The sequence below is a fragment of the Aeromonas sp. ASNIH1 genome (genome assembly GCF_002934285.1).
Taxonomy (GTDB): domain Bacteria; phylum Pseudomonadota; class Gammaproteobacteria; order Enterobacterales; family Aeromonadaceae; genus Aeromonas; species Aeromonas caviae.
The window spans coordinates 3,889,115-3,915,708 of the sequence record NZ_CP026228.1 but is presented as its reverse complement, the minus strand read 5'-3'; the positions used below and the strand labels follow the sequence as shown (position 1 = coordinate 3,915,708).

Here is a 26,594-nt window from a genome sequence, read left to right as displayed (position 1 = left end):
TTGAACTTGTATGGCGCGCTATATCGGAGAGCCAATGTTCATGTCAGAGAACACTCACGATGTCGTATTGAATGCCCGCGGAATATGCAAGGCGTTTCCCGGAGTACGAGCCCTGCATCAGGTGGACTTCTCCCTGCGCCGGGGAGAGATCATGGCGCTGCTCGGCGAGAACGGGGCCGGCAAGTCCACGTTGATCAAGACCCTCACCGGTGTCTATCAGCGAGACGCTGGCCGTATCGAACTCGATGGCGTCCCCATCTCCCCGACGGACACCGCCCATGCCCAGCGTCTGGGGATAGGCACCGTCTATCAGGAGGTCAACCTGCTGCCGAACATGTCGGTGGCGGACAACCTCTTCATCGGCCACGAGCCACGCCGTTTCGGCTTCATCGACCGGGGCGCCATGACCCGGCAGGCCAGCGCCATCATGGCCAGCCACGGCTTCGAGATGGATGTCACCCTGCCCCTCGACCACTACTCGGTCGCCATGCAGCAGATCGTGGCCATCGCCCGGGCGGTGTCACTCTCCGCCAGGATCCTGATCCTGGACGAGCCCACCGCGAGCCTGGATGCCAGCGAAGTCCAGATGCTCTTCTCCCTGATGACGCGCCTGCGGGATCAGGGGGTGAGCCTCATCTTCATCACCCATTTTCTCGATCAGGTCTACGCCATCAGCGATCGCATCACAGTGCTGCGCAACGGCGAGCTGGTCGGCACCCGCGACACCCAGGCACTGCCACAACTGGAGCTGGTCAAGATGATGCTGGGACGCGAGCTGGACGACAATGCCCTCAAGCGGGCGGGCAAAACACTGCGCAGCAACCAGCCCATGGTGTCGTTCAGGGACTATGGCAAGCGGGGAGTCATCACCCCTTTCAGTCTCGACGTCATGCCCGGGGAGATAGTGGGCCTCGCCGGCCTGCTCGGGTCCGGTCGTACCGAGACCGCCGAGCTGATGTTCGGCATAGTCCCGAGCGATAGCGGCGAGTGCCGGGTGCGGGACAAGCCGGTGACCATCCGCTCTGCACGCCAGGCGGCCGCCAACGGCTTTGGTTTCTGCCCGGAGGATCGCAAGAGCGCCGGCATCATCGCCTCGGCCTCGGTGCGGGAGAACATGGTGCTGGCCCTGCAAGCCCAGCGGGGCTGGTTGCATCCCCTGTCTCGCAAGGAGCAGGACGAGATCACCGCCCGCCTCATCGAGCAGTTGGCCATCAAGACCCCGGGACCAGAGCAGCCCATCCAGTTTCTCTCCGGGGGCAACCAGCAAAAGGTGCTGCTCGCCCGCTGGCTGCTCACCAAACCCCAGTTCCTGATCCTGGACGAGCCTACCCGGGGCATCGACGTGGGGGCCCACGCCGAGATCATCCGCCTCATCGAATCCCTCTGCGCCAACGGGCTGGCCCTGCTGGTCATCTCCTCCGAGCTCGAGGAGCTGGTGGGCTATGCCGATCGGGTGATCGTCCTTCGTGACAGAAAACAGGTGGCAGAGCTTGCGACGGACGCCCTGAGCGTCCCTGCCATCATGAACGCCATTGCATGTGAGGCCTGATATGACGTCATCCATTCTCCCCCTCGCCAAGGGGTCGCGCGCCCGCAGGGAGTGGCCCACGGGCTCGGCCCAGTGCGCCGCCCTGGTGTGCGTGCTGCTCATCAATGCCCTGGTCGCCGACAACTTCTTCGCCATCCACATCCAGGATGGGCGGCTGTTTGGCAGCCTCATCGACATCCTCAACCGCTGTGCCCCGGTGGCCCTGCTCTCCCTCGGCATGACGCTGGTGATCGCCACCGGCGGCATCGACCTGTCGGTGGGAGCCGTCATGGCCATCAGCGGGGCCACCATGGCCAGCCTGGCCACCGGCGGTCACAGCCTGCCGGTCATCTTCGCCGCTGTCATCGGGGTGGGCCTTCTGTGCGGCCTGTGGAACGGCCTGCTGGTGGCGGTGTTCAAGATCCAGCCCATCGTCGCCACCCTGATCCTCATGGTGGCGGGCCGGGGCATCGCCCAGCTCATCACCGAGGGGCAGATCATCACCTTCAACAACGACGCACTCGCCTGGATCGGCAGCGGCTCCCTCTTCTATCTGCCCACCCCGGTCATCATCACCCTGGGCATGGCGCTGCTGCTCTGGCTGCTGACCAAGCGCACCGCCCTCGGCCTCTTCATCGAAGCGGTGGGGATCAACATCAAGGCCGCCAAGAACGCCGGGCTCAACACCCCCATGGTGGTGATCGCCACCTACCTGCTGAGCGGCATGATGGCCGCCGTCGCCGGCATGATAGTCGCCGCCGACATCCGGGGTGCCGATGCCAACAACGCCGGACTCTGGCTCGAGATGGACGCCATTCTGGCGGTGGTGATAGGGGGCACCTCCCTGATGGGGGGGCGCTTCAACCTCGCCCTCTCCCTGATCGGCATACTGATCATCCAGGGGGTGAACACCGGGATCCTGCTCTCCGGCTACCAGCCCCAGTGGAACCAGATCGTCAAGGCCCTGGTGGTGCTGGCGGTGCTGGTCATGCAGTCACCGGCCCTCAACCACCTCTTCCAGCGAGGGACTCGCCATGTTTAAACGCAACCTCCCCCTGATGGTGACCATCATGGTCTTCGTGCTGGGCTATCTGCTCTGCCTGGCCTCCTTCCCAGCCTTCATGTCCACCCGCATCATCTGCAACATCCTGACGGACAACGCGTTTCTGGGAATAGTGGCGGTGGGCATGACCTTCGTCATCCTCTCGGGGGGCATCGATCTGTCGGTGGGGGCCGTCATCGCCTTCACCGGCGTGCTGCTGGCAACCCTCATCGGGAAGCTGGGCGTCAGCCCCGTGCTGGCCATCCCTCTGGTGCTGGTGCTCGGGGCAGGCTTTGGCGCCCTCATGGGCTGGCTGATCGACACCCTGAAGATCCCCGCCTTCATCATCACCCTGGCGGGCATGTTCTTCCTGCGGGGGGCCAGTTTTCTCATCTCCGAGCAGTCCCTGCCCATCGATCACCCCACCTTCACCTACCTGTCGAGCCTGTCGTGGAAGATACCGGGGGGCGGTCGCCTGAGCCTGCTGGCCCTCATCATGCTGGCGGTGGTGGTCTTCGGCATCCTGCTCGCCAACCGCACCCGCTTTGGCAACAACGTTTACGCCATCGGCGGCAACGCCACCTCGGCAGCCCTGATGGGGATCTCGGTGCGCCACACCACCATTCGCATCTACCTGCTCTCCACCACCCTGGCGACCCTGGCAGGCATCGTGTTCGCGCTCTATACCTCGGCGGGCTACCCGCTCGCCGCCGTCGGGGTCGAGCTCGATGCCATCGCCGCCGTTGTCATCGGCGGCACCCTGCTGAGCGGCGGGGTGGGCACCGTCTTCGGCTCCCTGTTCGGGGTGCTGATCCAGGGGTTGATCCAGACCTACATCAACTTCGACGGCACCCTCAGCTCCTGGTGGACCAAGATCATCATCGGCCTGCTGCTGTTCAGCTTCATCGCCCTGCAGCGCCTGCTGATCCTGGTTTCGGAACACCGCAAGGCCAACAAGCCAGGTCCCTTCAAGCGCCAGGTTGCCGCCCAGCCCGAGTGAGGTATCAGCAAGACTCTGGTGGCAGAAGATAACGCGGCAAGGCGCTCCCGTGCGCCCTCCCCGCCTGGCCGTCGCGGGTCCGGCGCAGAGGATGGGGAGGCAGCGGGGGCGCTCACAGGGCCCGGCCCCAACCTCCCGCACGCCCCTTTGAGGGGTCACACCGTCTTTGGAAGGCACTCAGGTCAATCGCGCCACCAGGGGCTACCCTCATGGGGGCTCAGCACCTCCAGAGGCTCCCCCATGACAGGCGTGGTCAGGGGGATCTGTTGCTCGGCAGCCAGTCGGGCAATCTGCTCAAGCGGGTCGTTCCAGCGGTGCATGGCCAGATCGAAGGTGCCGTTGTGCACCGGATAGAGCCATTTCCCCCCGAGATCGTGAAACGCCTGCGCCGTCTGCGCCGGGAGCATGTGCACCAGCTCCCAGCGCTTGTCGTAGGCCCCGGTCTCGAGGAAGGTCACGTCGAACGGACCGTAGCGCCTGCCAATCTCCTTGAAACCGTCGAAGTAGCCGCTGTCACCGCTGAAGAAGAGGTTGACCCCCTCGCCGCGAATGACCCAGGAGGCCCAGAGGGTCTGGTTGCCGTCCCCGAGGCCACGGCCGGAGAAATGCTGGGCCGGGGTCGCTACCAGGGTGACACCGCCCACCCGGGTCTGCTGCCACCAGTCCAGTTCGCGGATCTTCTCCTTCGCAATCCCCCAGGCCATGAGGCGCGCCCCCACCCCGAGGGGCGTGATGAAGTGGTCGACCTTCTCCTGCAGCGCCAGTATGGCCCCGTGATCGAGATGGTCGTAGTGATCGTGGGAGAGGATCACCCCCTCGATGGGGGGCAGCGCCTCCAGGGTGATGGGCGGTTGATGCCAGCGCTTGGGGCCGAACCACTGCACCGGCGAGGCCCGCTCGCTGAACACGGGATCCGTCAGCCAGAACGTGCCCTGCAACTTCAGCAGCAGAGTGGAGTGGCCGAGGCGCCACACGCTGTTGTCCGGCGCCGCGATGAGCCCCTCCCGGGTCATGACCTGTACCGGAATGGCGCGATCCGGCACCGTGCCCTCAGGCTTGGCGAACAGAAAGTCCCACCAGAGCCTGGCCCCTTCCCACAGACTTCGCGCCTGGGGTGTCACGGCATTGTTGAACCGGCCCCCATGATATTGCGAGGAGTCCGGGTGTTCGGGCAGGCCCGGTTTGAGTAGAGATGCGATCATGCCAATCATCAGGGCTCCTTTGAGCAACCACAGAAAACGGCGCCCCTCAGGGGCGCGAAAAGAGGCTGACGGGGTCTGCATTCATGCCACGCCTGTCAGCCTGGTCTCTGGTGAGTCGAGAGCAGCCCCTGCACGGGGCCTCACCATCCATAAAACAGAACGGGAGAGTCGCACGGTATGAAACCGGTTCCCGGCGTCTCCAGTAACGGCAAGATAGCCTGCCCGGGCTCCCGCCACCAGAGGGGTTCGCGTTGCCGCGTGGCCCCGGCATGGTGTCGCATCAAGCGCATGGCCTCACCTGCTCTGCCGGCGCCAACAAAAGGAGGCGTCAGATGGCGTACTGCAAGAGCTTGCAGTGCTGAAAGTCAGAAGATGGCTGGGCCATAGAGGCCACGGGAGGTGACTGAGGGAAAGCATGATCTCAAGGGGACAGTGCTGAAGATCAAGAGGAAGTTTGAGCCAGGCGCGGTCTGAAGCCTGATGAACGCCCATAGGGCACAGGCTCACCTTGCGGTAGAGCAAATTGCATGTGAAGAGAGCTGAAAATGCACTTTGAAGACTCCTGATTCATCCACATGAAGTGGATTACCAAGAGGTCTGAAGGGGGTATTAGCTGTAACTTGTTGAATGGCAGAAACAGGTGGTGGCCCTACCAGCCACATCCCGGCACTCGAGTCCCCCGCCTTGGCTGCTACCTTCCGGTCCTGACCAGGTCGACGGGTTATCAATGCGAGAGGACCAATAGGACCACCGGCGAGGAGAATAGGCAAACTGGCCCCTCAATGCAATGGCTTTCTACCGCATCGCGAGCCGTTCGCCTTATTTTTCAACAATCTGGCCAAGGGTTCAGCTAAAGAGCATGAATTTGGCACCCACCAGCAACATGAGCAGGGCAAAGGCCTGCTTGAGCCGCCGGGGTGACATACTGTGTGCCAGTCTGGCGCCCAGACGGGCAAACTGGGTGCTGGTGAGCACGATGCCAAGCAGGGCCGGCAGATAGATGAATCCGACGCTCCACTCGGGCAGATCGGCGTCTCCCCAACCGGCATAGAGGTAGCTGAGGCTGCCTGCCAGGGCGATGGGCATGCTGCAGGCGGCGGAGGCGGCCACGGCGTTGCGCATGGGCACCGAGTTCCAGGTGAGGTAAGGCACGGTCAGCGAGCCGCCACCGATGCCGAACAAGGCCGACATCCAGCCGATGACGGTGCCGGCGATCCCGGTACCAAGGGGGCCCGGCATGTGTCGCTCCGCTTTTGGCCTCAAATTGAGCCCCATCTGCAGGGCCATGGTCCAGGCGAAGCAGCCGATGATGATGTTGAGGGTGCTGGCGCTCAGCAGATTGGCGGTCATGCCGCCGAGCCAGGCACCGACCAGCATGCCGGCGCCCAGGCGCCGAATCATCCCCCAGTCCACCGCTCCTGCCTCCTGGTGCGCACGCAGGGAGCTGAAACCGGTGAAGATCATGGTGGGCAGCGAGGTGCCGAGGGCCAGATGGGTGATGATCTCCGGCGCCACGCCCTGTGCGTGAAAACTCAGGACCAGCACGGGGACGATGATGAGGCCGCCGCCGATACCGAACAGCCCGGCCAGCATGCCCGCGAAGGCCCCCAACACCAGATAGCCCACAAACAGCATAAACATTCCTTCAATAACGAAACAGCGGTCAACTTGACCGCCATTGCCCATAAAAAAAGAGATGGCATCTTGCCATCCCTTTATTGTGCCGATTAATGCAGGGGAATGGTACCGTCCATCACCTTGTAGAACGCCAGCACGGCGCAACCGAGCAGGGCTGCCGTCATCCCCTGCTCCAGCCGGTTGAGGCTGCGCAGGCCGTGGTGCTGGCGCGCCTTCCAGTAGATGAAGATCCCCGGGCTGTAGAGCAGCGCCACCAGCAAGAGGTACTCCACCCCGGCGGCATAGACCAGCCAGCAGCCATAGACGGTGGCCACCAGGGCCAACAGCAGGTCGCGCTTGCGCTGATGGGGCTGGCCCGCGTAGGTCTCCCCTTTCAACGCCAGCTTGAGGCCGTAAGCACCGGAGAAGACATAGGGCACCAGGGCCGCCGAGGTGGCGATGTTCACCAACGCCAGATAGGTGCTGTTCTGGAAGTAGATGATGATGAGGAAGATCTGCACCAGGCAGGTGGAGCACCAGAGCGACACCTTGGGGGAGCCATTCTTGTTCTCCTTGGCGAACCAGGCCGGGAAGACCCCGGTCTTGCCCGCGATGTAGGGCACTTCCGCCGCCAGCACGGTCCAGCTCAGCAGGGCCCCCATCACCGAGATCACCAGGCCGATGTTGATGAGCCAGGCGCCCCAGGGGCCGACCACGGCTTCCAGGATCATGGCGGTGGAGGGGTTCTTGAGGGCCGCCAGTTGCGGCTGGTTCATGACCCCCAGGGAGAACAGGGTCACCATGACGTAGAGCGCCAGGGCCCCCAGCAGCGCCAGCACGGTGGCGCGGCCCACGTCCTTGCGATGGCGGGCACGGGCGGAGACCACCACGGCCCCCTCGATGCCGATGAAGACCCAGAGGGTCACCTTCATGGTGGACTTCACCTGATCCATCACGGAGCCGAGCTCGGGACTCCCCTGCCCCCAGAGATCCAGGGTGAAGGTCTCCATGTTGAAAGCGAGCAGGATGGCCACGCAGAAGACGATGAGGGGCACCATCTTGGCGATGGTGGTGACGATGTTCACCAGCGCCGCCACCTGGATGCCGCGCAGAACCAGGGCATGCACCGACCAGATGAGCAGGGAAGCGAGCGTGATGGCGACCGGGGTGTTGCCGTCACCGAAGATGACATTGTCCGGCGTGTCGAAGAAGTAGCTCAGCGCACTGAACACCACGATGGCGTAGGAGACGTTGGCCAGCAGCTGGCACAGCCAGTAACCCCAGGCGGCGTTGAAGCCGACGAAATCCCCGAACCCCGCCTTGGCGTAGCTGAAGATGCCGCCATCGAGATCCGGTCGACGCATGGAGAGATTCTGGTAGACCAGGGCGAGGCAGATCATGCCGATCCCCGTGATGGCCCATCCCAGGGCGACTGCCCCGGCACTGGCGTGCGCTGCGATGTTTTGCGGCAGACTGAAAACCCCGGCACCGACCATGGAGCCGATCACCAGCGAAATGAGGGCACCCAGCCCCAGTTTCTTGTCCATCTCAAACCTGTTTTATTAGGCGGCGGCTGAGCATCCGTATTCATACAGCGCGCGACATGGGAGGGGCTAGAAATCCGTACCCCGTGAAAAAGGCGGCAACTATATTGCATGACTATTCCGGCCGCAATCCCTCTTGCCGTCAATCATGAGCCGCCTTGACCGCGCGCAATTTTACAGCACTGACCCGGGGTGCCTGTGAGCTGGTTCAAATTAAGAAAGACCCGTTGATATTTCACGACTTTTCATGATGTCGCCCCGCTTTTCAAAAGCCGGACCTGCATGGCTATGCACCCTTGCACTGGGGCCTTTCCCCTGCAAAAACGCCCCTGCAGGAGGGGCGTCAGAGAGGGTATATGCAGGGGGACTAGAGCCTCAAGCCGCCGTCCAGCTCGATCATCCGCCCGGACAGATAGTCGTTGGCAAGGATGAACTGCACCGTCTGGGCCAGCTGCGCCGCCTGCCCCAGGGTGCCCACCGGGATGGCCTGTTGCATGCGGGCCATGGCTTCGGGCTTCATCGCCGCCGTCATGTCGGTGGCAAAGACGCCGGGGGCGATGCCCATCACCCGGATGCCGTGACGGGCCAGCTCCTTCCCCCAGGTGACCACCAGAGAGGCCACCCCCGCCTTGCTGGCGGCATAGTTGCTCTGGCCCATGTTGCCGGCCCGGGCGATGGAGGAGATGTTGATGATGACGCCCCCCTCCCCGCCGGTGGCCATCAGCGCCGCCCCCTCGCGCCCGCACAGGAAAGTGCCGGTGAGATTGACGTCGATGACGCTCTGCCACTGGGCCAGGCTCATCTTCTCCGTCAGTGCCCCCTCCTTCACCTTGATCAGCATGCCGTCGCGCAGGATGCCGGCACAGTTGACGAGGCCGTGCAGCGCACCGAACTGATCCTTGATGGCGGCGAAGGTCGCCTCGACCTCTGGCTCGCTTGCCACGTTGCAGACGAACAGGGCGCAGCGGCCGTCACGGCTGCGCACTTCTGCCTCGGTCACCTCCAGATCGGTGCGGTTGACATCGATGAGCGCAAGCACGGCCCCCTGCTCCGCCAGACTCAGAGCGATGGCGCGGCCCAGCCCCCTACCCGCCCCCGTGATGGCGATGACTTTCCGTGTGATATCCATAAATGCTCCTGGTGAGATGGCCGGTGACTGTCGAGTCAAAGACTATCGGGTAAATAGGTAGATAGCGGCCCTTAACCCGGCGCTGTCTTGTCCCGATAGAGCTCGAGGATGCTGGAAAAATCCTTGTTCTCCTGGCCCAGGCTCGCGTGCAGGTTGAAGAGGTTGCGGGCCAGGGCCCCCATGGGCACGGCGCTGTGGGCATGTTCCGCCAACGCCATGGCGAGCCCCAAATCCTTGACCATCAGCCGGGTCATAAAGCCCCCTGCATACCCACGGGACGCCGGCACGTTCTCCATCACACCGGGCCAGGGGTTGTAGCGCTCCAGGCTCCAGTTGTTGCCCGAACTCTTGCCCATGATGGTGGAGAGCACGACGGGATCCAGCCCCTCCTTGACCCCGAGCGCCAGCGCCTCGGCGGTGCCCGCCATGTGGATGGCGAGCAGCATGTTGTTGCACATCTTGGCGATCTGGCCGGCGCCAAGCGCCCCGGCGTGAAACAGGTTCTGCCCCATGCAGGCGAGCACGGGTCTGGCCGCTTCATAATCCGCTTGTTCGCCGCCGACGATGAAAGTGAGCGTGCCCGCCGCCGCACCGGCCACCCCTCCCGAGACGGGGGCATCGAGAAAACGGATGCCGCTCGCCTTCGCCGCCGCCCCCACCTGACGGGCCGAGGCCACGTCTATGGTGGAGCAGTCGATGACCAAGGTGCCGGGCGACAGGGCCGCCAGCAGATCCTGGCCACCCCGCTCACCGACACTCTCCCCCAGCCAGAGGCTGCGCACGTGCTCCCCCGCTGGCAGCATGCTGATGACCAGCTCGCAGCCGCTCACCGCTTCCCGGGCATTCCCGGCGGCAATGCAGCCAGCCTCGATGGCCCGGCTCAGGCTCTCGGGCACCAGATCAAACACCTGCATCCTGTGCCCCGCCCTGGCCAGGTTGGCGGCCATGGGGCCCCCCATGTTGCCAAGCCCGATAAACCCAATCCTTGTCATGGTGTGCTCCTTGTGTGTGATCCCGCGTCAGCGGAGGCGCAAGGGGTTGTCCCCCTCGGGCCAGCGATAGAAGGCATCCAGCCAGGCCTCGCCCGCCTGCGGGGCCTGCCAGCGAGGGGATTTGTCCTTGTCGATGAGCAGAGCCCGCACCCCTTCCACGAAGTCCCCTCTGAGCACGCAATTGACCGAGAGGGTCAGCTCGTCGGCAAACACCTCGGCCAGGGACTGGCGCCGTGCCTGCCAGAACTGGCGCCAGAGGATGGCGCGGCTGATGGGGCTGCCGCGAAGGCAGGTCTCCCGCCCCTGAGTCAGCGCCGGTTCGTCCAGCTCGGCGCCCTCGAGGCGTGCCAGCACCCCTTGCAGAGAGCGGCCAGCCAACAGCGCATCGATGCGGGCCTGGTGGGGCAGCAGTACGGGAGGGGGCAATGCCTGACCAGGGACCTCCTGCAAATCGGTGAGCAGCACCTCGATCTGCTCGCAGGGGTCGCCTGCGGACCAGTCGAGGGCGGCGAGGCGCGCCGGCAGCTCCACCCGCTCGCGGCTCCCCATGGCGTGATCCGCGAGCCCCAGGCCGATGGCGTCCGCCCCGTTGAAGCGGGCACCGGTGAGGCCGAGCCAGAGTCCGAGCCGCCCCGGCATCCGGCTCAAAAACCAGCTGGCCCCCACATCCGGATAGAGGCCTATGGTCACCTCCGGCATGGCGAACAGACTCTTCTCTGTCACCACCCGAAAAGCGGCCCCGGCAAAGAGGCCGATGCCGCCCCCCATGCAGATGCCGTCCGCCACGCAGACAAGGGGCTTGCCGTAGCAGTGGATGTGATGATCGAGCCGGTACTCCTGCAGGAAGAAGTCGCGGGCATAGCCGAACAATTCAGAGTGGCTCGCCTCCTGCTTGCGGTAATAAAAGGAGCGGATGTCACCACCGGCGCAGAATGCCTTCTCGCCGGCCCCTTGCAACAACACGCAGACGATGGCCGGATCCTGCTCCCAGCGGGTCAACGCCCCCTGCAACAACTGGATCATCTCAAGGCTCAGGGCGTTGAGGGAGGCGGGGCTGTCCAGAGTCAGCATGCCGATGTGGCGGCCATCCGCCGTGGGGTGGGTCTCGATGAGCACGGGCTCACTCATGGGCAGCCCCCGTAGACCGGGTATCTGCCCCTGCGACATGGCGGGTCGCCATCAATACCTCATTCATCCTTCGCTCCCTCACTCTTTCGGTTTGGATTGGTCGTAACGCCAGCGCGGGGCCCGCTTCTCCAGGAAGGCCGCCACCCCTTCGCGCTGATTGGCATCGTCAAACAGGGCGAGAAAGAGGCTGCGCTCGAGTGGCAGCGCCGCGTCCCTGTGGGTGCTTCGCCCCTGATTGATGAGCTGTTTGCAGGCGCGCAGGGCGCTCGGGCTCTGGCGCTCCACCAGCTGGGCCATCTGCTGCGCCGCCTCCCAGGCGTGCCCCTCGGTCACCACCTCCTCCACCAGCCCCATCTCGTAGGCCAGGGTGGCGCTCACCTTCTCGCCGCAGAGGATCATCCGCTTGGCCCAGCCCGGCCCCACCAGCTCGGTGAGGCGCTGGGTGCCGCCGGCGCAGGGCAACAAACCCACCGAGGCCTCTGGCAACCCCAGCTTGGCCTGCTGCTCGGCGATGCGGATGTCGCAGGCCAGCGCAACTTCGAGCCCCCCTCCCATGGCATAGCCGTTGATGGCGGCGATGCTGACCCCGTGAAAGCGGGCCAGCGCCTCGAAGGCGTGGCCAAAGGCCTCGGCCACCTCGCGGGCATGCGCCAGGCTGCCGTCGGCGAACATCTTGAGATCGGCGCCGGCGCAGAAGAATTTCTCTCCGGCACCGCGGATCACCAGGGCTACCACGTCGGGGCGACCATCCAGCTCCACCATCATCTGCAAGAAGGCTTTCAGGCTGGCGAGCGTCCAGGTGTTGGCGGGTGGGTGATCGAGGGTGATGTAGGCCACGTGGCCGTGATATTCGAGCCTGATCCTTGTCATTGCGTTGTCCTTGTCAAAAAAACTGCCCCATGATGACAGGGTTGAATGGAGCCAACCTGCACCTGGCTCACAAAGCCTGAGGACGCGCCGACTGCGTCCTCAGGGCAGGCTACTCCCGCTACTCCAGCGACAGGCCGGGGTCGGCCAGCAGGCGGCGGGCGATGATGAGCCGCATCACTTCATTCGTCCCTTCCAGAATGCGGTGCACCCGGGTGTCGCGCAGATAGCGCTCAAGCGGATACTCGCGGATATAACCATAGCCGCCAAAGAGTTGCAGGGCGTCGTCGCAGATGCGGTGCCCCACGTCGGTGGCAAAACGCTTGGCCATGGCGCACCAGGCGCTCTTGTCCGGGCTGCCCTCATCGAGTTTGGCGGCCGCCTGGCGCACCAGCAGGCGGGCGGCAGCGAGCTCGGTGGCCATGTCGGCCAGGCGAAACTGCACGCTCTGGAATTCGCTGATCGGGTGTCCAAATTGCTGGCGCTGCTGCACATGGGCCAGGGCATCGTTGAGAGCCTGCTGGGCTGTGCCCAGCGAACAGCTGGCGATGTTGATGCGCCCCCCATCGAGCGCCTGCATGGCGAACTTGAACCCTTCCCCCTCCTCCCCCAGCCGGAAGCGAGCGGGAATGCGCACGGCATTGAAGTTCACCTCCCGGGTCGGCTGGCTGTTCCAGCCCATCTTCTCCTCCGCCTTGCCGTAGCTCACGCCGGGGGTCTGGGCCGGTACCATGAAGGCAGAGATCCCCTTGGCCCCCTCACCACCGGTGCGGGCCATCACCACCAGCACGTCGGTGCTGCCGGCGCCCGAGATGAACACCTTGCTGCCGTCGAGGAGGTAATCCGCGCCATCGCGCACGGCGCGGGTCTTGAGGGCCGCAGCGTCGGAGCCCGCCCCCGGCTCGGTGAGGCAGTAGGATCCCAGCAGCTCGCCGCTGGCGAGCCTGGGTACCCACTCCGCGGCCACCTCGGCAGGCAGCCAGCTGCCCAGCATCCAGCTCACCATGTTGTGGATGGTGAGATAGGCGGTGGTGGAGGTGCAGCCCATGGCGAGGCGTTCGAAGATGAGGCTGGCATCGAGCCGGCTCAGGCCCAGACCGTCATACTGCTCCGGGGTATAGAGGCCACACAGGCCCAACGCCGCCGCCTGCTTGATGGTGGGGATGGGGAACTCGTGCTCCCTGTCCCAGCGCGCGGCGTGGGGTTTGAGCGCCAGATCGGCGAAGGCGCCGGCCGACTCGACACAGGCCCGTTGGGATTCGGTCAGGGTAAAATCCATCTTGTTCGCTTCCTTTGTACTTGTTCCGTCGATCCGTTGCTGTCAATGGGGGCACCCGGGCAAAGTGGGCAACCTGCCGTCAGCGCAGCTGAATGGTCATATTGGGGCCGCTGGGAATGTCTTCGTCGAACCAGCGCTCCGTCACCGTCTTGGTCTCGGTGTAAAAACGTACCGCCTGCTTGCCGTAGGCGTGCAGATCCCCGTAGAAGGAGCCGCGCCAGCCGGTAAAGGAGAAGAACGGCAGCGGCACCGGGATGGGCACGTTGATCCCCACCTGGCCCACCGCCACCTCGTGGCGAAACTTGCGGGCGGCGGCGCCACAGCCGGTGAAGAGGGAGGTGCCGTTGCCATAGGGGTTGGCGTTGATGAGGGCAAGCGCCTCATCCAGGCTCCCCACCTCGAGGCAGGCCAGCACGGGCCCGAAGATCTCCTCCTTGTAGATGCGCATCTCGGGGGTCACGCCGCGAAACAGGGTCGGCCCCACCCAGTTGCCCACCGGGTAGCCGGGGACGTCGCAAAAACGGCCGTCCAGCAGGCACTCGGCTCCCTCGGCAATCCCCGCCTCGATAAGCCCCTCCACCCTGACTTTCGCCTCCGGGCTGATGAGGGGGCCGTAGGCGGCCTCGGGATCGTGCCAGACACCGGGTTTCACCTTGGCGAACTCGGCGGCGAGCTCGGGGATCCACTCCCTGGCGCTCCCCACGAACACCGCCACGCTGATGGCCATGCAGCGCTGACCGGCGGCGCCGACTCCGGCTCCCACCAAGTTGCCGAGCACCTGCGCCTTGTTGGCATCCGGCATGATCACCATGTGATTCTTGGCGCCGACAAAACACTGGGCGCGCTTGAGCTGCGACGTGGCGCTGCGATAGACGTGGCCGCCGACCCGGGCCGAGCCCACGAAACTGACTGCCTTGACATCGGGATGGGCCAGCAGCGCATCCACCTGCTCGGCGCCGCCGTGCACCACCGACAGAATGCCCCTGGGGGCCCCCGCCTCGGTAAACAGCTCGGCCAGGCGCATGGGGGTGAGGGGATCCTGCTCGGAGGGCTTGAGCACAAAGCCGTTGCCGCAGGCCACCGCCAGCGGGAACATCCACAGCGGTATCATGGCTGGGAAGTTGAACGGCGTGATGCCGACGCAGACCCCGAGGGGCTGCACCCAGGAGTGGCCATCCACCCGGCGCGCCACGTTGCCCATGGTCTCCCCCAGGGTCTGACTGGCAATACCGCAGGCCTGCTCCACCACCTCGATGCCGCGCCACACATCCCCCTTGGCATCCGCCAGGTTCTTGCCGGTTTCCTGGGCCAGCAGGGTCGCCAGCTCGTCGTGATGCACTTTCAACAGATGCTGGTAGTTGAACATGACCCGGGCCCGCTCGGGGGCCGGCACCTCCCGCCACAGCAGGTAGGCGTCGTGGGCGGCGCGCACCGCCAGCTCAATTTCCGCAGAGGTAGCTTTCGGCACACGCGCCAGCAGATGCTGGTCCGCCGGGTCGGTCACCTCTATCCACTCGTCGCTTGCGGACGGACACGCCTCGCCACCGATGTAGAGCGGCAGATCCCCGTACTGGGTGTGATGCTGGCTCATGCCCCCCTCCTAGCCCGTTGGCTGGCGATGGCAGGCCACTGCAGGCCGGCCACATCCATGTTGCTGTTGCACATCCTGTTCACTCCTTGCGCTCCTCTGCCCGGGTAGCCCCTTGCGGCGGGCTGCCATCGAATTTACCTTAGACTAACAATCAACTTACGTTTACGCTAACGTAAACTTGAATCACGAATGGACTGACCAGTCATCACCCTGATGGCAGGGGAAATCGGCAGTCCACTGCACCAAGGAGAGCACGGATGCATGCCCTGATGGATGAAACCCTCCAGGCCCTGACCGAACAGGTCGAGGCTTTCTGCCAGAAAGTGATCGCACCGCGCGCCAGCGAGATCGATCAGAGCAACGCTTTTCCCCGGGATCTCTGGCCCCGCATGGGTGAGCTGGGGCTGCACGGCATCACGGTGGCGGAGGAGTATGACGGGGTGAACCTCGGCTATCTGGCCCATGTGCTGGTGATGGAGCAGGTGAGCCGCGCCAGCGCCTCGGTCGGCCTCTCCTACGGCGCTCACTCCAACCTCTGCATCAACCAGATCCACCGCCACGGCACCCCTGATCAGAAGGCGAAATATCTGCCCTCCCTCGTCAGCGGCAAACACGTGGGGGCGCTGGCCATGAGCGAGCCGGGTGCCGGCTCCGATGTGGTGAGCATGCGCCTCACCGCGGTGCGCGAGGGGGATCACTTCGTGCTGAACGGCAACAAGATGTGGATCACAAACGGGCCCGATGCCGACACCTTCGTCATCTATGCCAAGACCGATGCCGCTGCAGGGCCCAAAGGTATTTCCGCCTTTATCGTCGAGGCGGGAACTCCCGGTTTTTCCACCGCCCAGAAGCTCGACAAGCTCGGCATGCGCGGATCCAGTACCTGCGAGCTGGTGTTCGACAACTGCCGGGTGCCGCAGGAGAACCTGCTGGGTCCCCTGCACGGCGGGGTCAAGGTACTGATGAGCGGGCTCGACTACGAGCGGGTGGTGCTGGCAGCAGGCCCCCTTGGCATCATGCAGGCCTGCATGGACGTGGTGCTTCCCTATGTGCGCGAGCGCAAGCAGTTCGGCCAGGCCATCGGCGAGTTCCAGCTGGTGCAGGGCAAGCTCGCCGACATGTATACCCGTCTCGCCAGCAGCCGGGCGCTGGTCTATTCGGTGGCGAGCGCCTGCGATCAGGGCCGCACCAGCCGCAAGGATTGCGCCGCCGCCATCCTGTTTGCCGCCGAAAATGCCACCCAGATGGCCCTCGATGCCATCCAGCTGCTCGGCGGCAACGGCTACATCAACGAATACCCCACAGGCCGCCTGCTGCGGGACGCCAAACTCTACGAAATCGGCGCCGGCACCTCGGAGATCCGCCGCTGGCTCATCGGCCGCGAGCTGATGGGGGATAATGCATGAGCAGGATCCACTCCCGTCTCGACACCGCGAGCCCCGACTATGAGGCCAATCGTGCCGCCATGCAGGCACTGGTCGACGATCTCAATGCCCGCCTGGAGGAGATAGCCTTGGGCGGCGGTGCTGCCAACAAGGCCCGCCACCAGGCCCGTGGCAAGCTGCTGCCCCGGGAGCGCATCGACCAGCTGCTGGACCCGGGTTCCCCCTTTCTCGAACTGTCGGCGCTGGCTGGCTGGCAGGTCTATGACGAACCGGTGCCCGCTGCCGGCATCCTCACCGGCATCGGACGGGTCTCGGGGCGCCTGTGCATGCTGGTGGTGAATGACGCCACCGTGAAGGGCGGCACCTACTACCCCCTCACGGTGAAAAAGCACCTGCGCGCCCAGGCCATTGCCGAGCGACTGCGCCTCCCATGCCTCTATCTGGTGGATTCCGGCGGTGCCTTCCTGCCCATGCAGGACGAGGTGTTCCCCGACCGGGAGCATTTTGGCCGCATCTTCTACAACCAGGCTCGCATGTCGGCCCAGAGCATCCCCCAGCTGGCGGTGGTGATGGGACTCTGTACCGCCGGGGGTGCCTACGTGCCCGCCATGGCGGACGAGTCGATCATGGTCAGGGAACAGGCCACCCTCTTTCTGGCGGGCCCGCCCCTGGTCAAGGCCGCCACCGGTGAGGAGATCAGCGCAGAAGCCTTGGGCGGCGCCGAGGTGCACTGCGTCCACTCCGGGGTGGCGGATCACATGGCCAGGGACGATGCCCATGCCCTGGCCATCACCCGCACCCTGGTAAGCAACCTGGGTGACAACCAGACGGCGGCGTCACCCGCCCCATCCGCTCCCTCCTATGATGAGCCGCACTACCCCATCGAGGAGCTCTACGGCCTGGTGGGCACCAGTCTCAAGCGCCCCTATGACGCACGAGAATTGATCGCCCGACTAGTGGATGGCTCTGTGTTTGACGAATTCAAAGCGTTGTTCGGCACTACCTTGGTGACGGGTTTTTCCCGCATTGAGGGCATGCAGGTGGGGATCCTCGCCAACAACGGCGTGCTGCACAGCGACAGCGCCCAGAAGGGGGCCCACTTCATCCAGCTCTGCAACCAGCGGGGGATCCCGCTGCTGTTTCTGCAAAACATCACCGGCTTTATGGTGGGGAGTACGGCGGAGAAAGAGGGGATCGCCAAGCACGGCGCCAAGCTGGTGACCGCCGTGGCCTGCAGCCGGGTGCCCAAGATCACTCTGATCGTCGGCGGCAGCTTCGGTGCCGGCAACTACGGCATGTGCGGGCGCGCCTATGAACCGGATTTTCTCTTCAGCTGGCCCAACAGCCGCATCTCCGTCATGGGGGGCGAGCAGGCGGCCGGGGTGCTGGTGCAGGTGCGCCGGGACAAGCTGGCCGCCGAGGGCAAGACTCTGGGCGAGCCGGAGGCGGCCGCCATTCGCGCCCCGGTGATCGCGCAGTACGAGCGCCAGGGTCACCCCTATTACGCCAGTGCTCGCCTGTGGGATGACGGCGTCATCGACCCGGCCCAGAGCCGCACCGTGCTCGCCCTGGCGCTGGCGGCCTGCCAGGGGGCCGAGCCGGGCCCCGGGCAGTACGGCATCTTCCGGATGTAAGGAGTTCATATGTCAGACCCGCTCTTCAACGATCCCCTTGCCCATTTTCGCCTGGAGCGCCACGGCCCGGTGATCGAGCTGGTGCTCGCCCGCCCGGCCCGTCACAACGCCCTCGATGCCGACCTGATGCAAGGGCTGCTCGACTGCCTCGACGAGCTGACCCACGGCCAGCCCCTCGCCGACCGCCCCCACGTGCTGCTGCTGCGCGCCGAGGGGCCGCATTTTTGCGCGGGCGCCGATCTCGAGTGGATGCGCAAGATGGCAGGGGAAGCGTTCGACCCCCGCGCCTTTGACAAGAATCGCGAGGACGCCCGGGTGCTGGCCCACCTGATGCAGGCACTGGACGAGCTGCCCTTCCCCACGGTAGCCCTGGTGCAGGGGGCCGCCTACGGCGGCGCCTTAGGCCTTGTCTGCGCCTGCGACATCGTGCTGGCCAGCGAAAATGCCCGCTTCTGCCTCTCCGAGGTGACCCTGGGACTGGTGCCTGCGGTGATCAGCCCCTACGTGGTGCGCACCATGGGGATGCGCCAGGCCCGCCGCTACATGCTGAGCGCAGAGCCTTTCGATGTCATCACCGCCTGCCGACTCAACGTGGTGCACAGGCTCAGCCAGCCTGATCAGTTGCTGGCGGAGGGACGCGCCATGGCCCTGCGGTTGTGTCGCAACGGCCCCCAGGCGATGAAGGAGACCAAGCGGCTGCTGGCCGCCCTCGAAGGGCGCCCAGGCCACCAGCACGAAGAGCAGACCGTCGAGACCATCGCCCGGGTACGGGTCGGTCTCGAGGCCCAGGAGGGGATCCAGGCCTTCTTCGACAAACGCCCCCCAACCTGGCGCCCCCGTTTCAAGGACGAAGCATGACTCAATACCACCTCATCAAGCACCTGCTGATCGCCAACTGTGGTCAATATAACGGGAGTGTGGATCAACACGCTTCGCACTTGTGCGCCTTGAACAACAGGGAGGCAGCATGACCCATCACACTCCCATCAAGCGCCTGCTGATCGCCAATCGCGGTGAAATCGCCGTGCGCATCATCAAGACAGCACGGCGCCTCGGCATTCACACCATCGCCCTCTACTCGGACGCCGATGCCCGCGCCATGCACGTGCGCGAAGCCGACGAAGCCTGGCATCTGGGGCCGGCCCCCGCCCGGGAGAGCTACCTCGACACCGGCAAGGTGCTCAAGATTGCCAAAGAAGCGAATGCCGACGCCATCCACCCGGGCTACGGTTTCCTCTCCGAGAACAGCGACTTTGCCACCGCCTGCGAGCAGCGGGGCGTGCGCTTTGTCGGCCCAAGCGGCGCCGCCATCCTCGCCATGGGGGACAAGTCGGGGGCCAAAGGGCTGATGCAGGCAGCCGGCGTCCCCGTGCTGCCCGGTTATCACGGCGCGGATCAGCATCCCGACTTTTTGCGCGATCAGGCGAGCCGGGTGGGCTTCCCGCTCCTTATCAAGGCGGCCAGCGGCGGCGGTGGCAAGGGGATGCGGCGGGTCGATCAGCTGGCCGACTTTGACGACGCCCTGGCGGCGGTCAAGCGGGAGGCGAGTGCCGCCTTTGGCGACGACCATGTGCTGCTGGAGCGCTATCTCCCCCGCGCCCGTCACGTGGAGGTGCAGGTCTTTGCCGATGCCCTTGGCAACGCCATCTATCTGGGGGATCGGGACTGCTCCTTGCAGCGCCGCCACCAGAAGGTGATCGAGGAGGCCCCCGCCCCCGACATCTCCCCTGCCCTGCGCCGCGCCATGGGCGAGGCGGCCGTGGCGGCGGCCAAGGCCATCGCCTATCGGGGGGCGGGCACCATCGAGTTTTTGCTCTGCGGGGAGGAGTTCTTCTTCATGGAGATGAACACCCGGTTGCAGGTGGAGCACCCGGTTACCGAGGCCATCACAGGCCAGGATCTGGTGGCCTGGCAGCTGGCGGTGGCCGAGGGCAAACCGCTGCCCCTCACCCAGGAACAGGTGGTGCTGCGTGGCCACGCGGTGGAGGCGCGCCTCTACGCCGAAGACGTGGCCGCCGGTTTTCTGCCAGCGAGCGGCCCCATCCACTGGCTCACCTGGCCCAAGGGGGTGCGCATCGACACCGGCGTCACCGCTGGCGATGAGGTGAGCCCCTATTACGACCCCATGATCGCCAAGCTCGTCGCCCACGCACCGAGCCGCAGCGAAGCCTTTGCCACCCTGGCCGATGCCCTGGCAGCCCTGGATCTCGGCCCTCTGGTGCACAACGGCCCGCTCCTGCAGCGCCTGTGCGAAGCGCCAGAGGTGCTGGCGATGCGCCACCACACCCAGTGGCCCATTCCCACCGACACCCTGCCCGTTCCTGCGCTCGCCTGGCCCCTCGCCACCCTCTGGCTCGCCACTTGCGAGCGCGATGCCTCCCCCTGGCAGCAGGCCGCAGGCTTTCGGCTGGGCCCCACCCGCCGCTTTTGCGCCACGGTGCGCATCGGCGAGGAGACCCGCACTCTCACCCTCGCCGAGCGGGCAGGCAGCCTACTCTGGCAAGGCGAGCAGATCCCGTTTGAACTCGGGTCAGAACAGATCCGCCTGTGCCAGGGTGGACATTGGCAGCGCTATCCGGTGCAGCCCCTCGGCGAGGACGCCTATTTGCTGCACCTGGCGGGCAGGCGCATCCGCTTCTCGCTCGATGATCAGCATCATCAGCTCCACCATGATCACGACACGAGCCATGTCCCGGGCATCCTGGCCCCCATGCACGGCATCGTGGTGGCGCTGCAGGTCGAGGCCGGCCAGCCGGTCAGCAAGGGGCAACCCCTGCTGGTGCTGGAGGCAATGAAGATGGAGCACGTCCTCAAAGCTGACCGGGACGGGGTGATTGAGGCCCTGCAGTGCCGCCAGGGCGAACAGGTGAGCCAGGGCGCCGTGCTGGTGCGCTTTGCCGAGGACCATACCGCGCAGGAGGAGCGCTCATGAGCCACACGCACGAGAACCGGGACGACAAGGTCAGCCTGGTGGAGATGGGGCCGCGGGACGGCCTGCAAAATGAGACCGCCACCCTCTCCCTGGCGCAGCGGCTGGCGCTCATCGCCCACCTGGCCGAGAGCGGGTTGCAGCGCATCGAGGTGGGGGCCTTCGTGTCGCCCAAGAAGGTGCCGCAGATGGCGGATTCCGCCGCACTCTTTAATGCCCTGCCGCGCAGGGGGCCGACCCGCTATGGCGCCCTGGTGCCCAATCTGCAGGGTCTGCAGGCCGCCGTCGCCGCACGCGCCGACGAGATAGGTCTCTTCACCGCCTGCTCGGACGGCTTCACCCGAGCCAACATCGGCATCAGCGTGGAGGAGTCCCTGGTGCGCTTCGCTCCCCTGGTGCAGGAGGCGCGCAGCCTCGGCATCAAGGTGCGCGGCTACCTCTCCACCGTCATCGCCTGCCCGTTCGACGGCCCGACCCGCCCGAAACGGGTCGCCGCCCTTGCCGAGCGGCTGCTGGATCTGGGCTGCCATGAGATATCCCTCGGCGACACCATCGGCGTCGGCACCCCGGGCACCGTGGCTCCCATGCTGGATGCGGTGCTGCACGAGATCCCGGCGGGCCGGCTTGCGGTTCATTTTCACGACACCTACGGCCAGGGGCTGGCCAACCTGCTGCCGGCGCTCGAGCGCGGGATCCGCACCATCGACTGCTCGGTGGCCGGGCTCGGCGGCTGCCCCTATGCCCCCGGTGCCTCCGGCAATGTGGCGTCGGAAGAGGTGGTCTATCTGCTGCACGGCCTTGGCATGAGCACCGGCGTCGACCTCGACCAGCTGGCCGCCACCGGCCAGTGGGTGAGCGAGCTGCTGGGGCGCCCCAACGGCTCCCGGGTCGGCCAGGCCCTGCACGGGAGGGGGCGGCGCTTCGCACAAGAGCGTGAGCAGCGCCCCCCGGGAGGCCATCATGCATCATGAACCCGGCCCTTGCCGCGGGGCCAGGACCCCGCCAGCTCATCAGGAGGGCGCACCATGAGAGCCAGACACGCCAGTGGCAAGGAGAGGACCTACAGCATCTCGGAGCTGGCCCAGGAGTTCGACATCACCCCCCGCACCATCCGCTATTACGAGGACGAGGGGCTCATCACCCCGACCCGGGAGGGGCAGACCCGTATCTACAGCCACAAGGACAGGATCCGCCTGAAACTGACCCTGCGCGGCAAGCGCCTCGGGTTCAGCCTGGCGGAGATCCGCGAGCTGTTCGACATGTACGACACCGACCGCTCCAGCCGGATGCAGCTTCACTCCATGATCCAGCTCATCGAGGCCAGACGCCACTCCCTGCGCCAGCAACTGGAGGACATCCAGATGGTGATGGCCGAGCTCGATGCCGCCGAGCAGCGCTGCATCCACTCCCTCGGCGGCTTGAAAACCGACGGGGATTGACAGACTCTGGGGGTATCTCGCCCCCGGTATCCCGGTTTTCCAGTGGATATTCGCAGTGGCAGGCCCTGACCCGGCAACCCCCTTGTTCCCCACATCGCCCGTCACGGCATGCCGGACAGACTGGGCGGTTTGGGCAAGCGGCGAGGTGGGGCAAACGGGGGAAATCCGGCCTTGGTCGCACAATAATTCCCCAGCCCGGTCAGAGTGCGGCGCACCTCATGAGTCCTTCCCATGAACCGGGCACGATTAATTGCTACCATATGCGCATCAAATGGAGACCATCATGCTCAAGCCTCTGCCCGCTCGTCTGCTGCGCTATGCCCTCTATCTTCTCGCGCTCCTGCTCATCGGCATCACCATCCTGCTCTGGCAGGCGCCGACCCTCATCCAGCGCCATCTCCCCGGCTGGCTTGCCACCCATTACGGTCTGCACCTCTCCCTTGGCAAGATAGAGGTGGGGATCCGCTCCCCCTCCCTCGTGCTGGGGCCCAGCGCCCTGCTCGATGACAAGCAGCAAGCACTGGTGTCATTTGAAGAGCTGAAGCTCATTCCCGCCTTGAAAGCGAGCTGGCAGCAGCGCGCCCTGGTACTGGAAGAGGCCACCCTGACCGCCCCCAGGGCAGATCTGGTGCGCCTCGAGGATCTCAAGGGGGAGGCACGCTTCAACCTGACCGATGCACTGGCCTCCCTGCTCGCCCCTGCGCCGGAGCAAACACCGCCAGCTAGCGCCGAGCCCGTGCTGGTGACCATCGGCAAGCTGTCCGTCGAGCAGGGCCGGCTCAGCTACCGGGACAGCCGCAAGCAGAGCAGCCCGGGGTGGGTCCCGCCCCTCACCCTGGACAAGCTCGCCCTGCACCTGCCCGGCTTTTCCAGCGCAGACGGGGTGCTCAACCCCTATCGCCTGTGCGCCACCGTCAACGAGAAGAGCCCCCTCAAGGCCGAAGGGGAATTCGACATGATGAGCGGCGCCGGCAAGGGCAACCTCAGCCTTGGCAAGGTGGCCATCGCCCCCTTCGCCCCCCCTCTGGGCCCCCTATCTCAAGGCGACCCTCGCCAAAGGGGAGGCCAGCGCCGAGCTCGCCTATCGCCTCACCCAGGGCAAGCAGGGACTGGACTGGCAGTTGTCAAAGGGCAAGCTGACCCTGGCCAACTGGCAGCTCACACGCAACAAGGGGGAGGAATTTGCCCGCTTCAAGCAGTTGGCGCTGACCGGGATCCGCATCGATGGCAACAAGCAGCGCCTTGAGCTCGATGCCGCCACCCTCAAGAGCCCGGCCATCACCGCCGTCCTCGACCAACAGCAACAACTGGATCTCGCGGACCTGTTGATCCCCCAGAAGACCCCCAAGGGGGGCAAACAACCGGCCACCCCCGCCAAGCCCTGGCAATGGGCCCTCAAGCAGACCCGCATCGACCAGGGCAGCCTCACTCTGACCGAAGCCACCAGCGGCAAGCCCCTGAAACGGGCCATCTCCGCCCTCGCCCTCACCCTGGGGCCCCTTGGCAGCCAGACCGCCCAACCCAGCCCCCTCACCCTCAACGCAACCCTCGACACCAGGACGACGGTGGCGTTTGACGGCACCCTGGGGCTGACCCCCTTCACCCTGAACGGCGCCATCCGCCAGCAGGGGCTGCCGCTGACCCTGGCTCAACCCTACCTGCAGGATCTGCTGCGCATCAGCGTACGGGACGGCGAGCTTGCCAGCCGCACCAGGCTGGACCTGGCCACCGACCGCCAGGGGGCCATCAGCAAGCTGGAGATAAGCGGTGGACTCGAGGTCGCGGGGCTCAACGTGTTGGATCGGGCCGACAACCAGCGCCTGCTCCAGATAGAGAATCTGCAATTGAGCGGCCTGCACTATGATGGCCTGAGCCAGCAACTGCGCATCGCCGACATCCTGCTGAGCAAACCCTATGCCCGCATCGAGATCAACGAAGAGGGGATCACCAACGTGCAGCAACTGCTGCTGCCGCAACCCGCCGCGAACGCCAGGGAGAGCGCCCCCGCCCCGCACATCGTCATCGATCAGATCCGTACCGCCCAGGGCAACCTGCGCTTCGCCGATCGCAGCCTGAGCCCGGAGTTCGTGGTGGACATCGCCTCCCTCGACGGCCAGAGCCGCCATATCAGCAACACCCCGGGGCAGCGCTCCGAGCTCGCCTTCAACGGCAAGGTGGACCGCTACGCCCCCGTCACCATCCGGGGGGGCGCCAACCTGCTCATCGAGGATCCCGTGCTGGATGTGGCCGTGGCCTTCAACAATCTGGAGCTCACCACCTTCACCCCCTACTCCAGCACCTATGCAGGCTATGCCATCGACAAGGGGCAGCTCTCCATGAAACTCAACTACAAGCTGCAGGGCAACCGGCTGGAGGGGGACAACGACATCACCATCAAGAAGCTGCAACTCGGGGAGAAGGTCAAGAGCGAGCAGGCCAAGGATCTGCCCCTCGGCCTCGCCATCGCCCTGCTGAGCGATTCGAACGGCGTCATCAAGATGAACCTCAAGGTGAAGGGCAATCTGGATCAGCCTGATTTCAGCCTGGGCAACATCTTCTGGGACGTGCTCGGCAATACCCTCGGCAAGGCCATCACCTCCCCCTTCTCCCTGCTTGCGTCCTTGACGGGGGGCACCAAGGATCTCGACGAGCTCCCCTTCCTACCTGGCGATCCCGCCCTGACCCCGACCCAGCAGACCAAGCTGACCACCCTCGCGCAGGCCCTCAAGGAGAGGCCCAAGCTCAGCATGAACATTCGCGGCAAGGTCAACTTCAACGAAGAGCGCCCCATCCTCCAGCGCCAGAAGCTTGAGCGGCTGCTGGCCAAGACCACCGGCAGCCCGGTGGATTTGACGCTGCTGGAGCAGGATCCCGCCATGCAATCCGCACTGGCAGAGGCCTATGAAGCTAAGTTCAACGAAGATCTCGGGGATCTGGCCGACCGGTTGCGACTCGATGAAGGGAGCGAGGCCCTGCGCGCCCAGGCGGTGCTCCTGCTACGGGATCAGCAGCTCATCACCGCCAAGTCCCTGCGAAACCTCGCCATGCGCCGCGCCCAGAACACCAAGGAGTATCTGGTGGATACCCAGGGCATCGCGCCGGAGCGCCTCTTCGTGCTCGACAGCCAGGTGAAGGAGACGGACAAGGAAGCCAAGGTGGTGCTGACTCTGGACAACTGATCCGGCGCCCGCCGGATGCCCCTCTTGTTTGCCCCGACGGCATATGGCCCAAGGGGCTCCCACCCCCGACCCCCACCGGATAACGCCTTCCTGGCCATTTAAGGTGCCCACCGCCCAGATACCCGTGCGGTGCCAGTTGCTCGACCCTTTCTCATCCCTTTCTTTCCCGCCGGAGCGAGCGGGCGGTGGCTGGTCCCGCGCTTTGCCCCTGCTGTTCCCTTTGTGCCTAGCGGCGGCGACATCATGGTGGAGCTGCCTTATCCCTGCTTGCCTCCCCTTCTCTAACCTCCCCCGACCCCTGCCATCAGGATTTATCTCTCGCTAGCCGTCTCGAAAGATCTCGTTATCCCGTTATCCCGTTATCCCGTTATCCCGTTATCCCGCATGTCGGCATGTCGGCATGTCGGCATGTCGGCATGTCGGCATGTCGGCATGTCAAAATAGATGGCCGATTAGATATACAGTGTCTAATCGGACCAATCCTGAACACCCTCTCGCGCACGCCAAAGGGCCAACCCCGCGCCCCCCTTCCATTTCGAAGCGTCTTTACTGGGCCCATGGCCCATCCCGCCTCTGGCTTTCTGACAAGGGCAGCCTCTGATCCTGCCCGTTAATCTTGCGCCCCTTTCGCCCGTGGCAGTCAACACAGCGCGCCTGCGGGTTTCTCAGGCGCCCCGCCCTTGTGTAGGGAACACGGTGGCGAGCGCGGGGTTGACGAGAAAATGGGGAGCGCAACGGACACTGCGATGGCAAGCGATACGGGAGGTCCATGCGCCACAAACAGGAGGGAAACACTCTGGTCTGATGGCATATGAACTCATTTTTCAATCAAACCGCCATGACGCGACCATCCGGGGCGCGTTTCCCTCACCAGTCCCAGTCACCATCGTCGTTGCCGACTTTCATGCCAAGTTGCCTTTTATACAAAATCGCAACGTTGAAAACGTTTTTCATTCACCACTCGTCTACCTGAATGGCACGAATGGTTGGCCACTTAAACTTTCGTGTTCTTTTTTTACCATTTCTGTGTGTCCCCCCCTTGCCCGGGCCCCTGAGCCTGCCTAAAATCGCGCGTCTTTTATCAACCCCACCTCTATTGTTGGAGAACA

18 protein-coding genes, 1 other RNA gene and 1 pseudogene are annotated in these 26,594 nt (G+C 65.0%); 10 read left to right on the top strand and 10 right to left on the bottom strand.

The genetic code is table 11. The features are described from left to right. The first annotated feature begins 40 nt into the window (after positions 1–40). Genes ytfR through yjfF form a run of 3 tightly spaced genes read left to right on the top strand, consistent with a single transcriptional unit; the run spans position 41 to position 3,570 of the window. On the top strand, positions 41–1,549 hold the full coding sequence (gene ytfR, locus C2U37_RS19025; RefSeq protein ID WP_010674606.1) for a galactofuranose ABC transporter, ATP-binding protein YtfR: 1,509 nt from the start codon (positions 41–43) through the stop codon (positions 1,547–1,549). Position 1,550: 1 nt separating this feature from the next. Then, positions 1,551–2,570, top strand: a complete 1,020-nt coding sequence (gene ytfT / locus C2U37_RS19020) for a galactofuranose ABC transporter, ATP-binding protein YtfT (RefSeq protein WP_010674605.1) — start codon at positions 1,551–1,553, stop codon at positions 2,568–2,570. Beyond that, on the top strand, positions 2,563–3,570 hold the full coding sequence (gene yjfF, locus C2U37_RS19015; RefSeq protein WP_010674604.1) for a galactofuranose ABC transporter, permease protein YjfF: 1,008 nt from the start codon (positions 2,563–2,565) through the stop codon (positions 3,568–3,570). Before ytfT ends, yjfF begins: the two co-directional genes overlap by 8 nt. Before the next feature lie 182 nt (positions 3,571–3,752). Here yjfF and C2U37_RS19010 read toward each other — a convergent pair whose 3' ends face one another. The 10 genes from C2U37_RS19010 to C2U37_RS18965 form a co-directional block, all read right to left on the bottom strand. Further along, positions 3,753–4,772 (bottom strand): MBL fold metallo-hydrolase, encoded by a 1,020-nt coding sequence (locus tag C2U37_RS19010; protein WP_232097984.1) that lies wholly within the window; start codon positions 4,770–4,772, stop codon positions 3,753–3,755. Between the two features lie 647 nt (positions 4,773–5,419). After that, positions 5,420–5,516: signal recognition particle sRNA small type (ffs, locus tag C2U37_RS19005), an RNA gene on the bottom strand. A 102-nt stretch (positions 5,517–5,618) separates the two neighbouring features. Continuing rightward, complete coding sequence (locus tag C2U37_RS19000) at positions 5,619–6,407, bottom strand: sulfite exporter TauE/SafE family protein (RefSeq protein WP_010674601.1); 789 nt, start codon at positions 6,405–6,407, stop codon at positions 5,619–5,621. Positions 6,408–6,499: 92 nt separating this feature from the next. Continuing rightward, positions 6,500–7,936: an arginine-ornithine antiporter gene (arcD, locus tag C2U37_RS18995; protein WP_010674600.1), complete on the bottom strand. Its 1,437-nt coding sequence runs from the start codon at positions 7,934–7,936 to the stop codon at positions 6,500–6,502. Between the two features lie 364 nt (positions 7,937–8,300). Further along, complete coding sequence (locus C2U37_RS18990; RefSeq protein ID WP_010674599.1) at positions 8,301–9,062, bottom strand: SDR family oxidoreductase; 762 nt, start codon at positions 9,060–9,062, stop codon at positions 8,301–8,303. Positions 9,063–9,133: 71 nt separating this feature from the next. Continuing rightward, complete coding sequence (mmsB, locus tag C2U37_RS18985) at positions 9,134–10,054, bottom strand: 3-hydroxyisobutyrate dehydrogenase (RefSeq protein WP_104452897.1); 921 nt, start codon at positions 10,052–10,054, stop codon at positions 9,134–9,136. A 27-nt stretch (positions 10,055–10,081) separates the two neighbouring features. Beyond that, positions 10,082–11,182, bottom strand: coding sequence for an enoyl-CoA hydratase/isomerase family protein (locus C2U37_RS18980; protein WP_029314467.1), 1,101 nt, complete (start codon positions 11,180–11,182; stop codon positions 10,082–10,084). 78 nt (positions 11,183–11,260) lie between these two features. Beyond that, on the bottom strand, positions 11,261–12,052 hold the full coding sequence (locus C2U37_RS18975) for an enoyl-CoA hydratase (protein ID WP_010674596.1): 792 nt from the start codon (positions 12,050–12,052) through the stop codon (positions 11,261–11,263). A 118-nt stretch (positions 12,053–12,170) separates the two neighbouring features. Then, on the bottom strand, positions 12,171–13,328 hold the full coding sequence (locus C2U37_RS18970; protein WP_104452896.1) for an acyl-CoA dehydrogenase family protein: 1,158 nt from the start codon (positions 13,326–13,328) through the stop codon (positions 12,171–12,173). A gap of 79 nt (positions 13,329–13,407) precedes the next feature. Next, positions 13,408–14,919, bottom strand: a complete 1,512-nt coding sequence (locus tag C2U37_RS18965) for a CoA-acylating methylmalonate-semialdehyde dehydrogenase (RefSeq protein ID WP_010674594.1) — start codon at positions 14,917–14,919, stop codon at positions 13,408–13,410. Positions 14,920–15,176: 257 nt separating this feature from the next. Between C2U37_RS18965 and C2U37_RS18960 the strand changes: the two genes are divergently transcribed. The 7 genes and pseudogenes from C2U37_RS18960 (at position 15,177) to C2U37_RS18930 (ending at position 25,485) form a co-directional block, all read left to right on the top strand. After that, complete coding sequence (locus tag C2U37_RS18960) at positions 15,177–16,325, top strand: isovaleryl-CoA dehydrogenase (RefSeq protein WP_010674593.1); 1,149 nt, start codon at positions 15,177–15,179, stop codon at positions 16,323–16,325. Further along, entirely contained in the window at positions 16,322–17,938 is a 1,617-nt protein-coding gene (locus C2U37_RS18955; RefSeq protein ID WP_010674592.1) for a carboxyl transferase domain-containing protein, read from the top strand. The genes C2U37_RS18960 and C2U37_RS18955 overlap by 4 nt, the downstream gene beginning before the upstream one ends. A 9-nt stretch (positions 17,939–17,947) precedes the next feature. After that, positions 17,948–18,796, top strand: a complete 849-nt coding sequence (locus C2U37_RS18950; protein ID WP_104452895.1) for an enoyl-CoA hydratase-related protein — start codon at positions 17,948–17,950, stop codon at positions 18,794–18,796. A gap of 109 nt (positions 18,797–18,905) precedes the next feature. Next, positions 18,906–20,870, top strand: coding sequence for an acetyl/propionyl/methylcrotonyl-CoA carboxylase subunit alpha (locus C2U37_RS18945; protein WP_104452894.1), 1,965 nt, complete (start codon positions 18,906–18,908; stop codon positions 20,868–20,870). Then, positions 20,867–21,838: a hydroxymethylglutaryl-CoA lyase gene (locus tag C2U37_RS18940; protein WP_010674588.1), complete on the top strand. Its 972-nt coding sequence runs from the start codon at positions 20,867–20,869 to the stop codon at positions 21,836–21,838. Before C2U37_RS18945 ends, C2U37_RS18940 begins: the two co-directional genes overlap by 4 nt. A 54-nt stretch (positions 21,839–21,892) precedes the next feature. After that, positions 21,893–22,306, top strand: a complete 414-nt coding sequence (locus C2U37_RS18935; RefSeq protein ID WP_010674587.1) for a MerR family transcriptional regulator — start codon at positions 21,893–21,895, stop codon at positions 22,304–22,306. Between the two features lie 271 nt (positions 22,307–22,577). Continuing rightward, a pseudogene (locus tag C2U37_RS18930) lies at positions 22,578–25,485 on the top strand (DUF748 domain-containing protein). Positions 25,486–26,594 lie beyond the last annotated feature (1,109 nt).